This is a genomic window from Candidatus Poriferisocius sp., from assembly GCF_965204015.1.
In the GTDB taxonomy this organism is placed as follows: Bacteria; Actinomycetota; Acidimicrobiia; order Acidimicrobiales; family Bin134; genus Poriferisocius.
Map to the genome: position 1 here is coordinate 1,106,994 of NZ_OZ241965.1, position 12,182 is coordinate 1,119,175.

At 65.5% G+C, this 12,182-nt stretch carries 16 protein-coding genes; 11 read left to right on the forward strand and 5 right to left on the reverse strand.

Annotated elements, in window-relative coordinates; all coding sequences use genetic code 11:
- Positions 1-12: 12 nt before the first annotated feature.
- Genes ACOGJC_RS05055 through ACOGJC_RS05085 form a run of 7 tightly spaced genes read left to right on the forward strand, consistent with a single transcriptional unit; the run spans position 13 to position 5,359 of the window.
- Positions 13-822: a PaaI family thioesterase gene (locus tag ACOGJC_RS05055; protein ID WP_419847421.1), complete on the forward strand. Its 810-nt coding sequence runs from the start codon at positions 13-15 to the stop codon at positions 820-822.
- A gap of 34 nt (positions 823-856) precedes the next feature.
- On the forward strand, positions 857-1,855 hold the full coding sequence (locus ACOGJC_RS05060) for an NADP-dependent oxidoreductase (RefSeq protein WP_419847422.1): 999 nt from the start codon (positions 857-859) through the stop codon (positions 1,853-1,855).
- An 18-nt stretch (positions 1,856-1,873) separates the two neighbouring features.
- Positions 1,874-2,641 (forward strand): crotonase/enoyl-CoA hydratase family protein, encoded by a 768-nt coding sequence (locus tag ACOGJC_RS05065; protein WP_419847423.1) that lies wholly within the window; start codon positions 1,874-1,876, stop codon positions 2,639-2,641.
- Complete coding sequence (locus tag ACOGJC_RS05070) at positions 2,638-3,195, forward strand: 2-oxoacid:acceptor oxidoreductase family protein (RefSeq protein ID WP_419847424.1); 558 nt, start codon at positions 2,638-2,640, stop codon at positions 3,193-3,195. Before ACOGJC_RS05065 ends, ACOGJC_RS05070 begins: the two co-directional genes overlap by 4 nt.
- Complete coding sequence (locus ACOGJC_RS05075) at positions 3,192-3,473, forward strand: 4Fe-4S dicluster domain-containing protein (protein WP_419847425.1); 282 nt, start codon at positions 3,192-3,194, stop codon at positions 3,471-3,473. The genes ACOGJC_RS05070 and ACOGJC_RS05075 overlap by 4 nt, the downstream gene beginning before the upstream one ends.
- On the forward strand, positions 3,470-4,540 hold the full coding sequence (locus ACOGJC_RS05080) for a hypothetical protein (RefSeq protein WP_419847426.1): 1,071 nt from the start codon (positions 3,470-3,472) through the stop codon (positions 4,538-4,540). Before ACOGJC_RS05075 ends, ACOGJC_RS05080 begins: the two co-directional genes overlap by 4 nt.
- A 30-nt stretch (positions 4,541-4,570) precedes the next feature.
- Positions 4,571-5,359: a thiamine pyrophosphate-dependent enzyme gene (locus ACOGJC_RS05085; RefSeq protein ID WP_419847427.1), complete on the forward strand. Its 789-nt coding sequence runs from the start codon at positions 4,571-4,573 to the stop codon at positions 5,357-5,359.
- Here ACOGJC_RS05085 and ACOGJC_RS05090 read toward each other — a convergent pair.
- Complete coding sequence (locus tag ACOGJC_RS05090; RefSeq protein WP_419847428.1) at positions 5,356-6,087, reverse strand: tyrosine-protein phosphatase; 732 nt, start codon at positions 6,085-6,087, stop codon at positions 5,356-5,358. The genes ACOGJC_RS05085 and ACOGJC_RS05090 overlap by 4 nt on opposite strands.
- Positions 6,088-6,237: 150 nt before the next feature.
- Here ACOGJC_RS05090 and ACOGJC_RS05095 point away from each other — a divergent pair, with 150 nt between their 5' ends.
- From ACOGJC_RS05095 to ACOGJC_RS05110, 4 genes are all read left to right on the forward strand, one after another.
- On the forward strand, positions 6,238-6,756 hold the full coding sequence (locus tag ACOGJC_RS05095; protein WP_419847429.1) for a hypothetical protein: 519 nt from the start codon (positions 6,238-6,240) through the stop codon (positions 6,754-6,756).
- A 574-nt stretch (positions 6,757-7,330) separates the two neighbouring features.
- Positions 7,331-7,861 (forward strand): hypothetical protein, encoded by a 531-nt coding sequence (locus ACOGJC_RS05100; RefSeq protein ID WP_419847430.1) that lies wholly within the window; start codon positions 7,331-7,333, stop codon positions 7,859-7,861.
- Between the two features lie 74 nt (positions 7,862-7,935).
- Positions 7,936-8,757: an enoyl-CoA hydratase/isomerase family protein gene (locus tag ACOGJC_RS05105; RefSeq protein WP_419847431.1), complete on the forward strand. Its 822-nt coding sequence runs from the start codon at positions 7,936-7,938 to the stop codon at positions 8,755-8,757.
- Entirely contained in the window at positions 8,757-9,740 is a 984-nt protein-coding gene (locus tag ACOGJC_RS05110; RefSeq protein ID WP_419847432.1) for an NADPH:quinone oxidoreductase family protein, read from the forward strand. Before ACOGJC_RS05105 ends, ACOGJC_RS05110 begins: the two co-directional genes overlap by 1 nt.
- 34 nt (positions 9,741-9,774) lie before the next feature.
- On the opposite strand, the gene ACOGJC_RS05115 is transcribed toward ACOGJC_RS05110, so the two are convergent.
- From ACOGJC_RS05115 to ACOGJC_RS05130, 4 genes are read right to left on the reverse strand one after another with little or no spacing between them, the layout of a single operon-like run.
- On the reverse strand, positions 9,775-10,242 hold the full coding sequence (locus tag ACOGJC_RS05115) for a universal stress protein (protein ID WP_419848198.1): 468 nt from the start codon (positions 10,240-10,242) through the stop codon (positions 9,775-9,777).
- A 14-nt stretch (positions 10,243-10,256) separates the two neighbouring features.
- Positions 10,257-11,045: an SDR family NAD(P)-dependent oxidoreductase gene (locus tag ACOGJC_RS05120; protein ID WP_419847433.1), complete on the reverse strand. Its 789-nt coding sequence runs from the start codon at positions 11,043-11,045 to the stop codon at positions 10,257-10,259.
- Positions 11,046-11,056: 11 nt separating this feature from the next.
- Complete coding sequence (locus tag ACOGJC_RS05125) at positions 11,057-11,545, reverse strand: ester cyclase (RefSeq protein ID WP_419847434.1); 489 nt, start codon at positions 11,543-11,545, stop codon at positions 11,057-11,059.
- A complete protein-coding gene (locus ACOGJC_RS05130; RefSeq protein ID WP_419847435.1) occupies positions 11,536-12,165 on the reverse strand; it encodes a cysteine hydrolase in 630 nt (209 codons plus the stop codon). The genes ACOGJC_RS05125 and ACOGJC_RS05130 overlap by 10 nt, the downstream gene beginning before the upstream one ends.
- Between the last annotated feature and the right edge of the window lie 17 nt (positions 12,166-12,182).

Genomic DNA, 12,182 nt, shown 5'->3' on the forward strand with positions numbered 1-12,182 from the left:
AACTAAGGGGCCATGACCGTCCCCGCACAAGCACCTCCGACGTTCACGCTCCTCGCCCAGTTGGGGATCTATTGCGACCCCAACTCGCAGCCCGGATACGGAAAGCTCCGGGTGTTCGAAGAGCAGTGCCACGGCGGCCATGTGAGACCCTCGGTGCTGATGCTGGCCGCCGACATCACCGGGGGCATGATCGGCGAGAAGGAAGACCCAGAGTGCTGGCACTTCACCACCGACTTCCAACTCCGAACCGCCGCCGTCCCGCTGCCGGAGCAAATCGACGTACACACCGAGGTGCTGCGGGCCGGGGCCAGCACGCTGATCTGTGAGTGCCGCTTCTCCACTCCTGACGGCGCCGAAGTGGGCTACGCCCAGATCGGTTTCGGACGCCACCACCAACGTCCCGGCGATCCGGCCAAGCCCATTCACGACCCTCCCCGGCCCGACCTCATGGGGCTTCCCGACATCGACCGGCCCCTGGCCGAAGTGGCCGGCATCGAGGTGGTGGACGCCTCCGTCGGCCATGTTGAGGTGGAGCTCACCCCGCAACTGCTCAACCCCGCCGGCATCATGCAGGGCGCCATGGTCACCCTGGTGGGCGAGGTGGGCGCCGAGACCCTGGCCGAACATGAATTCGGTGCCCCCCACGCGGTGGCCGACATGGACATCCGCTACCTGCTGGGCGGCAAGATCGGCCCGGTTTACAGCACCTGCCGCTGGATGGGCGACCCGTCGTCGGGCTGGGTGGTGGCCGAGATCAGAGACTTAGGCAAGGGCGACCGCCTGATCGCCACCATGATGCTTCGGGTCCGACCGGCTCGCTGAGGGGGCATTCGCCCCGCCGGAGTAGTTTGGCAAGATGAACCGCCAGTGGATCTACGCCGTGCGGCCCGACGGACCAGTCAGCGTGGACAACTTCGAATACCGGGAAACCGACATCCCCGAGCCCGGCGACGGCCAGGCACTGGCCCGGCTGTGTTACCTCAGCTTCGAACCGGCCATGCGCACGTGGTTGGAGGACTTCATCACCTACATGCCCCCCGTACCTCTGGGCACGCCCATGCTGGCCCCCGGCGTTTCCCAGGTGATGGCGTCCAACACCCCAGCGCTGAACGAAGGCGACCTGGTCAGCGGCATGATGAGCTGGCAGGACTACGAAGTGGTGGGCGAACAGACCAGAGTGGTGCCTCCCGGCACACCCATCCCAGTCATGCTGGGCCCCCTAGGCGGCACCGGGCTCACGGCCTATATCGGCTTGCTCGATATCGGCCGCACCGAGCCGGGCGACACGGTGCTCACGTCGGGCGCGGCCGGGGCCACTGGATCGGTGGCCGCTCAGATCGCCCGCGTCAAAGGCTGTCGGTCGGTGGGCATCGCCGGAGGGACGGACAAGTGCCGATGGCTTCTGGAAGAAGCCCGGCTAGACGGAGCCATCGACTACAAGAACGAGGATGTGGACGCCCGGCTCGCAGAGCTCTGCCCTGATGGCGTGGACGTGTACTTCGACAACGTGGGCGGCGACATGCTGGAGACGGTCATGAGCCACATGGCCCAAGGAGGGCGGATTGCCAGTTGCGGCGCCATCTCCACCTACAACCAGGGCATGCGCCGGCCGGGACCGTCCAACATGTTCCAGGTCATCGAAAAGCGCCTCACCATCCAGGGCTTCGTGATGTTCGACCACATGGACCGGGTACCAGCGGCCATCGAAGACCTCGGTCGTTGGGTGGCCGAAGGTGAAATTGCCTTCCAGACCGACATCCAGGAGGGGTTCGACAACATTCCCACCACTTTCTTGCGGCTGTTCTCCGGGGCCAACCAGGGCAAGCAGCTCTTGAAGGTGCGGGACCCGGAGTAGGAATCGGGGTAGCGCGCGATGAGCCTGGTCCTCTACGAGACCGAGGGACGGGTGGCGGTGATCACCCTGAACCGACCTGAGGCCCGCAACGCCATGAGCCCGGAACTGTCCGCCGCCCTGGGCGAGGCATTCGACCGATTCGAAGCCGACGATGACCTGTGGCTGGCCATCCTGGCGGGCAATGGCCAGATTTTCTGCGCCGGGGCCGACCTCAAGGCGCTGTCCGAGGGCCGGGCGGCGGGCATCATCACCGCCGAGGAGGGCTTCGGCCGGTTCGCACGACGGCGCCGGGACAAGCCGGTCATCGCCGCGGTGGACCGCCCCGCGCTGGCGGGGGGATTCGAACTTGTACTGGGCTGTGACCTGGTGGTGGCGTCCACCGAGGCGGTCTTCGGCCTGCCCGAGGTGAAGCGGTCGCTGGTGGCGTCCGAGGGGGGCGTCACCCGGCTGCCCCGCCGCATCCCGACCAACATCGCCATGGAGCTGGCTCTGACCGGCGACACCATCGACGTCCACCGGGCCCACTCCCTGGGCTTGGTAAACGTGGTGTGCGAACCCGGCCAGGCATTGGCCGAAGCCAAAGAACTGGCCGAGCGCATCGTGGTCAACGCCCCCTTGGCGGTCAGGGCCGCTCGCCGGGCCATCCTCGAGGGGCTGGAGACTACCGAGGCCGAGGGATTCGCCATCGCCGCCCGAGAAGGCGGCGCCGTCTCCAAAACCGAGGACTTCAAAGAAGGTCCTCTTGCCTTCGTGGAAAAACGACCTCCAAACTGGAAGGGCAGATGAGTCCTTCAACCACCGGAGAGCGGGAGCTGATGCTCACCGGGATCGGCGGCCAGGGTGTGCAGCTGGCCGCCCAGGTCATCGCCCAGGGGGCCACGGCTGACGGCAAAGAGGTGCTGGTGTTCGGCAGCTACGGCGGCATGATGCGGGGCGGCCACACCGACAGCACGGTGGTGATCAGCGACCGGCCGATCGAGGCGCCGCCGGTGCTTTCGACCACATGGTCGGCCATCTTGATGCACCACCAGTTCTGGGCCCCGCTGCGGGAGCGCATCCGCGACGGCGGCTTGGTGCTGGTGAACACCTCAGTATTCGAGGATGAGTTGGACCGGGACCGCTATCAGGTGGTCGAGGTTGCCGCCACCGATGTGGCCACCGATCTGGGCAATTCGCTGCTGGCTGCCATGGTCATGGCTGGGGTGTACGGGCGAACGTCAGGACTGGTGAGCTTGAACGGCCTGGTGGAAGGCATGCGCCGCTCGGTGCCGCCCTATCGCAGCCAGCTCATCGAGGCCAACGAGGGGGCGCTGGCCGCCGGCTGGGAGATGGCGGCATGAGCCCAAGCACTCCGAGAAATACCGTCACCGTCCGGGGCACGGTGGTCATCGACGTCGAAGCCTGCAAGGGCTGCGACCTCTGCATCGACGCCTGCCCGCCCCGGGTGCTGGAAATGACCACCCGCGAGGCCAACACCAAGGGATACCGGTACCCCCGGCTGCTGGCCGGCTGTACCGGCTGCCAGGCCTGCGCCCAGATCTGCCCCGACTTCGTATTCCAGGTGTACAAGTACGACACTCCCCTGGAGCTGCCTCTGCACGATGAGGGCGGGCCATGAGCGAACGGGCGCTGCTAGAGGGATCGGAGGCCATGGCCCGGGCCGCGGTGGCTGCCGGCTGTCGGTTCTTCACGGGATACCCGATGACCCCGTTCACCGAGTTGCTGGAGCACATGGCCGCGCTGCTGCCCGAGGTGGACGGCGTGTGCATGAACGCCGAGAGCGAGCTGGAGGCGGTGGGCATGGCCTGGGGGGCAGCCACCACTGGTCACTTGGCGGCCACCGGATCAACCGGTCAAGGGCTGTCGCTGATGCAGGAGTCGCTGTCTGAGATCACCAACGCCCGCCTACCGCTGGTGGTGTTCAACATGGCCCGGGGCCAAGGCGATTACTTCCAAGCCACCCGCGGCGGCGGCCACGGCGACTATCGCCACATCGTGCTGGCCCCCATGGATGTGCCCGAGGCCGTGGAACTAACCGAGCTGGCCTTCGACTTGGCCAGGCAGTGGCGCACTCCGGTCATGGTGCTGGGCGACTATTTCCTGGCCCACACCTACCAAGCGGTGTCGGTGCCCTCCATCGACAGGGCCGCTCCCAAGGTTCCCGACTGGGCCCTGAACGGGTCCACCGGAGGCTCAGGCGCAGCCAAGATCATCTCGCCGCTGGGCAGCGGCAACGAGGGGGAAGAGGGGTTTGACCTGGGGGCCCACTTCGCAGACTGCGCCGCCCACATTCAGGCCCTGGAGGCTGGCGTGGAACCGCTGGTCGACATCGGGTTCTGCGACGACGCTGAGTTGGTGGTGGCCGCCTACGGCTCGGTGGGCAAGTTCGTGCGCTATGCCTGCCTGCGATTGCGCGACGCCGGGCACCGGGTGGGCTACGTCCGGCCCATCACGCTGTGGCCGTTCCCGTCGCAGGCAGTGCAAGACGCAGCCGCCGGATCGGCCAAGGTGGCGGTGTACGAGCAGAACATGGGCCAGATGATCGACGATGTACGGCTTGCTACACTCGGGGCGGTGCCGGTGGAGTTCATCGGGGGCCCCAGTTGGGACCACTCCGGTTTCGGTATTGGACCCGACATCAACGTCCCCGATATCTCCGAGCGCATTTTAGAGGCCCTGCCATGAGGGAAAACGGGCCATGACGGGAAACGGGCCATGAGCGACGACCGGGTATTCATCTCCACCGACAAGCCGCCCGCCGAGTCCGCCGCGCTGGTGGACGACTTCACCCCCTCGCTCATCACCCAGGCCAACCACCACCTCTGCCCCGGCTGCGGGGAGCCCATCGCCATTCGGGCCGCGATGGAGGCCATCGAAGAACTGGAGCTGGCCCAAAGCACAATCTCGGTGTTCGGCATCGGGTGCTACACCGCCTTCGCCCACAACCTCGACGTAGAGGTGGTTCAGGCCCTGCACGGCCGGGCCCCGTCGGTGGCCACGGGGGTAAAGCGGATGCTGCCCGACGGGTTCGTCATGACCATCCAAGGCGACGGCGACATGGTCAACGAGGGCCTCCAAGAGGTGCTGCACGCCGCCGCCCGGGGCGAGAACATCACCTGTCTGCTGTTGAACAACGGGGTTTTCGGCGAGACCGGCGGCCAGATGACCACAACCACCACCCTGGGCCAGCGCACCAAGACCTCCATCGAGGGGCGCGACCCCCACCAGCACGGGCACCCCATCCTTTTGTCCGATCTGGCCGCCACCCTGGACGGCGCGGCCTACGTGGCCCGATGCGCAGTCAACAACGCCGGCAACGTGGCCCGCACCAAGCGCTACATCACCAGGGCCTACGAGTCGCAGATGGCCGGGGCCGGTTTCAGCCTGGTGGAGATTCTCACCATGTGCCCCACCGGCTGGTTCGTCGACACCCTAGAAGGCCCCGACTACCTCCAAGACACCCTCGCCCCCGTCCACAACATCGGCGAACTGAAGACCGTCTAGTCCAACAGCAGCTCTCGCAATGCCTGGCGATGGCCGTCATCCAGGCTCAAGCCATCAGCCCAGTACTGGTCGAAGCTGCCCCATGTGTCGGCCAGCACCTCCAACTGCCAAGCGAAATAGTCCTCGTGCACGGTGACCATCGGCATCATCAGGTCCCCATAGCGACTGGGATTCACGTGCTGGTTGGTCTCCAAATAGTGGTCCACCACCTGTTGTTCGGGAACCTCCAGAGCCAAGAGAAGCAGGCTGGCCGCCCATCCGGTGCGATCCTTGCCCGCGCTGCAATTGAACAGCAGCGGAGCCGCCCCCGGCGCCAACAGTCTCCTGACGAACTCGCCAAATTGAGCAGTCCTTATGGGTTCGCTCACCGATCTTCCGGAAGCCTCCTTCATCCACTGGAAGGCCTTGCCGTTTCCAAAGCGTTCTTCCAGTTCCTCGGCGCTCAACGCGGCAAAGTTCTCTCGTAGCCCGGAGGGATTCGCGGAGTCCGCCATCGGCAGCGAGATCTGTTCCACCCCTTCGGGCAGCCGGTTGGGGCCCTCGGCGGCATGATCCCCCTCGTTGCGGAAGTCGAACACCGTGCGAATGCCCAAGTCAACCATCGCTTGCAGATCAGAGTCAGTGGCTTCGGCTAGATGGCCCGCTCGATATACCAGGCCGGTCCGCACCCGTCGGCCGTCAACGGTGGTCTGGCCTCCCAGCGAGCGGAAATTACGGATGGAATCCACGCCGGGCACCCTACCTAGTAGGCCTCAAAACCCTTGCACTCAAGGCAAAACTGCGAATAAATGACAGGAGCCGTGGAAGAGGCTAAAGTCTCGCGTCAATATCCGAGTAGGGGCCGGCCGACCATTGGCGTGGTCCAAGGAGACACAACTATGACCAAGACCAAGTTGATTTTCATTGGGCTGGCAGTGGCGCTGGTCGGTTTCTTGTTTGCCGGGTCCGCCTCGGCTCAAGACCAGACGCTGAGCGCTGATCCGGCCTCGGTGCCGGAAGCCGGCACCTACGACATCACGTTGACGCCTGGTGGCTTCACCGCCGCTGGCACCAACCTGGCCGTTTGCGGCACCGGTGATCCCGATGTCGAGTGGGGCCAGGCAACATTGATGCAGCACTGCGGTGGGTTCGGTAGCCCGGTTGATGCGACTGGTGGCCCGATCACAGCAGAAGGTGTGGAAATCACCGACGCTGGCGTAACGTTCCTGATCTTCGAACTCGTTCCTGATGGTCAGTCCGCTCTTGTTCAGGTGAACATCGGCGAGGCCATGGATGACATGGATGACGAGCTGGCCGATACTGGCGTGGAAACGTCACTGCTAGTGATCATCGGTGCGGGCATCGCCCTCGCTGGTGTGATGGTGTTCGGTCTCAGCCGTAGGCTGCGCACCCTGTAACACCACTTCCTGATCGGAACACTCGGTGCCCCGGGCCTTCGGGTCCGGGGCACCGGTCGTTAAGCGCCGGCGCAAAAAAGCGCATTCGTCAGATGGATGACACAAACGAGGTGTTGCGCTATGGTTTCACCACCTATCGGAGTGAGAGCCGGACCGTCATAGACGCGGCCAAAGGAGTTCAGTCATGACTAAGACCAAGCTGGTGTTCATCGCGATGGCATTGGCGCTTGTGGCCTGGGTAGGTGCAAGCGCCGCCTCTGCACAGGATGGCCCCACCCTGACCGCCGACCCCGGGTACGTTGATGCCCCCGGCGAATACGAATTCACTTTGACTGGATCAGGTTTCACTGTTGGATCGGTCAACGCGACCTCTTGTCCCACGGATCAAGAAGTCACGGCTGCGAATTTCATAGTCGTGTGTGGCCTTGGTACTACCGCAACCTCAACGGGTGACGGAGGATTTACCGCCACAATTACCGCCACTGTGGGAGAAGGCGGAGTTGCCTTGCTCCTGTTTGAACTCAGGCCTGGTGGCGAAAGGGCGGAAGTCTTAGTAACCGTTGGTGCTCCGGACATGGGCGATGACATGGGCGACGGCGACGACATGGGCGATGACATGGGCGACGGCGACGACATGGGCGACGGCGACGACATGGGCGACGGCGACGACATGGGCGACGGCGACGACATGGGCGACGGCGACGACATGGGCGACGACATGGGCGACGACATGGGCGACGACATGGGCGACGGCGACGACATGGGCGACGACATGGGCGACGGCGACGACATGGGCGACGACATGGGCGACGGCGACGACATGGGCGACGGCGACGACATGGGCGACGGCGACGACATGGACGACGACATGGGCGACGGCGACGACATGGACGACGACATGGGCGACGGCGACGACATGGTGGCTGACGATGACATGGACGACGACATGGCTGATGACATGGACGACGACATGGGCGATGACATGGACGACGACGAGCTGGCTGACACTGGTGTGAACACGCCGCTGCTGGCCATCATTGCTCTAGCCGTGGTGCTCGCCGGTGCGATGGTGCTCGGCCTTAGCCGCCGGCTTCGTACCCAGTAACACCATTTCCTGATCAATACACTCGGTGCCCCGGGCCTTCGGGTCCGGGGCACCGGTCGTTATAGGGTCAACCCGTGACCTACGAACTGATCCTCATTGATGACCCTGCCCCGCATGTCCGGCGGATCACGCTCAACCGCCCCGAGAAGCGCAACGCAATCAGCACTCCAATGCGAAAAGAGCTGTTGGACGCCCTCCAAGCAGCCGATGTCGACGACGATGTGCGGGTGTCGATCCTCAGGGGAGCAGGACCGTGCTTTTCCTCGGGCTACGACCTGACGGACTCGCTCATGGAAGATCCGCCCCACTACACCGCAGGGGGCGACGGGCAGTGGTCCCGCCATGTGACCGACAGCTGGCTGGCCATCTGGGAGCTGGCCAAGCCGGTCATCGCCCAGATCCACGGCTACGCCCTGGCCGGCGCCTCAGAGCTGGCCGCGGCCTGCGACTTGGTCTACGTGGCCGAGAACGCCGACATCGGCCACCCGGTGGTGCGGGTGCTGAGCCCGCCCGATTTCAATTACCACCCCTGGCTGGTGGGGTTCCGCAACGCCATGGAGATGATGCTCACCGGCGACTCCTACTCTGGCGCCGAGGCCGCGGCCATGGGCTTCGCCAACCGGGCCTACCCCGAGGACGAATTGGAGGAGCGGGTGCTGGAGATGGCCCAGCGGGTGGCCCGGGTGCCGTCGGACCTCCAGCAGATCAACAAGCGCAGCGTTCACCGGGGCATGGAGGCCATGGGCACCCGCAACGCCATCCGCACCATGTCGGAATACCAGGCCCTGGCCGGCAACGTCGGCTCGGTTCAGGAGTTCAAGCAACGGGCACTGGAGAGCATCAAGTCGGTGGTCGACCGTCCGGCCGCGGCCGATGGTGACGGAGAGGGGAGCTGATGCGGATTTGGCGCCAGCACGAGTTGGGGGACCCCGTCGAATTGCTCAAGCAGGAAGAAGCCGCCCCTCCTGTACCCAACCCGGCGCAGATCGTGGTGGACGGCGAAGCCGTCGGACTGACGTTCGTGGACTGCCTCATGGCCCGGGGCCTCTACCAGATGGAGACGAAGCTGCCGTGGTCGCCGTGTACCGAGGTGGTGGGCCGAGTGCGGGAGGTCGGTGGCGAGGTCGACCACTTGGCCGTGGGCGACCGGGTGGTGGGCATTGGCGGCGGATCGCTGGCCGAGCAGACCGCGCTGCGGGCCAGCGGGGTCCACAAGCTGGCCGAAGGAATCTCCGCCGGTGCGGCGGCCGCTGCGCTGGTGAACTACGGCACGTCGTGGTTCGCCCTCCACGACCGAGGGCACTTGGCCGAAGGAGAAACCCTGCTCGTGCACGCGGGAATGGGCGGTGTGGGCTCAGCCGCGGTGCAGCTCGGTCAGATTGCCGGGGCCAGGGTCATCGCCACCGCCGGCGGGGCCGAGAAGACCGCTTTGCTGAAGGAAATGGGGGTGGAGCTGGCCATCGACTACCGGGAAACACCCGACTTTGTCGACATCGTGCGGGCCCACACCGACGGCCAGGGAGTGGATGTGTGCTTCGACCCGGTGGGCGGCGACGTGTTCGACCGGTCGCGAAGGTGCATGGCCTGGGACGGCCGGCTGTTGGTGGTCGGCTTCACCAGCGGACGGATCGCCGATGCCCCCACCAACCACATCTTGTTGAAGAACTACTCGGTGGTCGGCGTCCACTGGGGGGCCTCGGTGGGCCGCAACCCCGAGCCCTCAGAAAGGGCCCGACAAGCCATCTTCGCTCTGCTCGAAGAAGGCCGACTCGACCCCCCGGTGTTCCCCCCGTTCGCCTTCGATGAGGTCCCCGCCGCCCTGGATGCCATCTACAACCGCAGCACCTGGGGCAAGGTCATCGTGGAGTTGCCGCGGTAATCGAACCCGGGCGGCTGCCCAAATCCCGCGGTTGCTACGTGGGAAGGTCGGGGCGGACGATCACCACGGGGCAGCTTCCGTGCTGGGCGATCTGCTGGCTGACCGATCCCAGCAAAAGCCCGCGAAAACCGCCCCGGCCCCGCGAGCCCACCACCAGCATGGCGGCATTGTCCGACTCGGCGATCAGGGTGTCGGCGGCCCGACCCCGAATCATGCGGCGCCTGATCTCCACTCCCTCGGCGTTTACTTCAGCCAGCACCTCGTCGATGATGCTGTCCTGCATTCGCTTGACCTCGGCCTCCAAATCGATGGGGTCCAGCGGCACATAGTTGAAGTCCGGAGAGGCCGGCACATAGGTGGTGGAGTAGGCGGTAACCACGTCAACGAAGGCGTTTCGGTATCGGGCCTCCTTGATAGCCCAACGGAGCGCAGCTCGGGCTCCGCCCGATCCCTCCACTCCGACGACGATCCGGTTCTCGGTGCCGCTCACATCGTCCGCCATGTTCACCAGTGTACCTACATCGGGTCGTAGGGGAAGTCCGCGTCCACCCCTCCGTCAACCACCAATGTGCGACCCGAAATGAAGCCGGAAATCGGCGCCGAAAGGAAGAGCACGGCCCCCGCGATATCCGAGGGCACCCCCATGTGTCCCATCGGCACGGCAGCGTTGTTGATCGCCCTGCGCTCCTCGTCGAACAGCGCTTCCATGCGGGGAGTCAGGATCGTTCCCGGCGCCACGCAGTTGGCCCGGATCCCGTGGGGGGCCAGCTCGATGGACACCGATTGCATCCAGGCCATCAGCCCGGCTTTGGCCGCCCCGTAGTGGGCGTGGTTGGGGGCGGCGGTGAGCCCGCTGACCGAGGCGATGAACACCATCGTGCCCCCGCCGGTCTCCTTCATGGCCCGCCCGGCGATCTGCGAGATGAGATAGGCGTGGCGCAGCACCATGTCGAACTGCCAGTCCCACTCTGCGTCGTCGATATCCAGCACTGGCGACCATCCCGACACGCCCACGATGTCGACGATCCCGTCGATCGATCCCATGGCCCGGCCCGCTTCGTCAACCAGGGCCTGCACGTCATCTCGCTTGGTGATGTCGGCGGTCCAGGCGATGCCGTCCACCTCGGTGGCCACCTGCTCGGCCCGCTCCGATTCGAGGTCGACGCAGAAGACCTTGGCCCCCATCTGGGCCAGGGCGTGCGATGACTGGCGGCCCATGCCCTGCCCCGCACCGAGCACGATGAAGCCCTTGTTGTCGAGCCGCATGAGCTCGGCGTAGTCGGGCACCGGTGAAAGATCAGCCATGGTCAAACCCCCTAGTCGGTTTGTGGTTCGGATTGAGATGCTGCCACTTTGCGAAGGCGGCGGACCACCTCGGAGAAGTCGGAGTAGCCCCACTGCTCGGTGATCTTGCCGTCGGCCAGGCGCACCATCTCGATCATTCCCCATTCCACGGCCTCGCCGGTGGGCTCGATGCCCAGCAGGGGGCCGGTGTGGGTGCCCTGAGCGGCGATCTTGATCACCACCAAGTCGCCCTCGGCCACGATCTCTTCGATGTGGTCTTGCCAGTCGGGAAACGCCGTGCGCCAGGTGGCGATCAGCCGGCTCATCCCGTCGGGACCGGCCGGACCCGGCCCCACGCCGTGGGCCACGAAGTCATCGGCGAGGACCTCCCCGAGCAGTTCCACCTTCCCGCCGTTCACGATGTCACGCACCAGCCGCTCCACGACGGCCTTATTGGCCGCCGGATTATCGGCGGCCCCAGCGTCATCAGCTGCTGCCTCAAGGCTGTCGGTCATGCCCATCGGGCCACGATGTCGTCCACCGTGAGCATGGTGGTGAGAAAGGCCATGGTGTTGTCCATCACCGCGTCGCCGTAGTCGGCCGGGATGCCCGCCACCGCGTCGCCGGCCAGCACCACCTGATAGCCCAGATCAACGGCGTTGATCACCAGCCCCATCACCCCCACGTTGAGCGACACCCCGGCGGCCACCACCGTGGTCACTCCCAGATTGCGCAGGGTCTGGTCGAGGCAAGTGCCCATGAACGGCGACATCCCGTGCCAGCGGGCGATCTCGATGTCGGATGGCTGGGGATCGAACTCCTGAATGACCTCGGCCGACTCCGACCCGATCAGCAACCCGCCGTTCTGCTCGCTCATCTTGGCCGAAGCCGCCAGCATCCGGCAGTTGGCCACGCTCCCCGCCCGGTCTTCTCGAAAATGGGCCAGACAGTGCACCACCGGCACCCCCGCCGTTCGAGCATCGGCACACAGCCGAGCCCCGGCGTCAATGGCCCCCCGATCCAGCATCACGTCCCGCAGGCCCCCCATCGAGGCCATGTCGCCGATCACTCCCCGCTGGCACTCCATGGTGACCACTGCGGTGTGCGACGGGTCAAGCAGCTCGTTCAAGTCCACAGGCATCGAACGAGACTAGCCCC

What these genes read in the sequence shown, in the direction of transcription:
- ACOGJC_RS05055 (WP_419847421.1), top strand. Translation starts at nt 13, where the DNA reads ATGACCGTCCCCGCACAAGCACCTCCGACGTTCACGCTCCTCGCCCAG.
- ACOGJC_RS05060 (WP_419847422.1), top strand. Translation starts at nt 857, where the DNA reads ATGAACCGCCAGTGGATCTACGCCGTGCGGCCCGACGGACCAGTCAGC.
- ACOGJC_RS05065 (WP_419847423.1), top strand. Translation starts at nt 1,874, where the DNA reads ATGAGCCTGGTCCTCTACGAGACCGAGGGACGGGTGGCGGTGATCACC.
- ACOGJC_RS05070 (WP_419847424.1), top strand. Translation starts at nt 2,638, where the DNA reads ATGAGTCCTTCAACCACCGGAGAGCGGGAGCTGATGCTCACCGGGATC.
- ACOGJC_RS05075 (WP_419847425.1), top strand. Translation starts at nt 3,192, where the DNA reads ATGAGCCCAAGCACTCCGAGAAATACCGTCACCGTCCGGGGCACGGTG.
- ACOGJC_RS05080 (WP_419847426.1), top strand. Translation starts at nt 3,470, where the DNA reads ATGAGCGAACGGGCGCTGCTAGAGGGATCGGAGGCCATGGCCCGGGCC.
- ACOGJC_RS05085 (WP_419847427.1), top strand. Translation starts at nt 4,571, where the DNA reads ATGAGCGACGACCGGGTATTCATCTCCACCGACAAGCCGCCCGCCGAG.
- ACOGJC_RS05095 (WP_419847429.1), top strand. Translation starts at nt 6,238, where the DNA reads ATGACCAAGACCAAGTTGATTTTCATTGGGCTGGCAGTGGCGCTGGTC.
- ACOGJC_RS05100 (WP_419847430.1), top strand. Translation starts at nt 7,331, where the DNA reads ATGGGCGATGACATGGGCGACGGCGACGACATGGGCGATGACATGGGC.
- ACOGJC_RS05110 (WP_419847432.1), top strand. Translation starts at nt 8,757, where the DNA reads ATGCGGATTTGGCGCCAGCACGAGTTGGGGGACCCCGTCGAATTGCTC.
- ACOGJC_RS05115 (WP_419848198.1), bottom strand. Translation starts at nt 10,242, where the DNA reads ATGGCGGACGATGTGAGCGGCACCGAGAACCGGATCGTCGTCGGAGTG.
- ACOGJC_RS05120 (WP_419847433.1), bottom strand. Translation starts at nt 11,045, where the DNA reads ATGGCTGATCTTTCACCGGTGCCCGACTACGCCGAGCTCATGCGGCTC.
- ACOGJC_RS05125 (WP_419847434.1), bottom strand. Translation starts at nt 11,545, where the DNA reads ATGGGCATGACCGACAGCCTTGAGGCAGCAGCTGATGACGCTGGGGCC.
- ACOGJC_RS05130 (WP_419847435.1), bottom strand. Translation starts at nt 12,165, where the DNA reads ATGCCTGTGGACTTGAACGAGCTGCTTGACCCGTCGCACACCGCAGTG.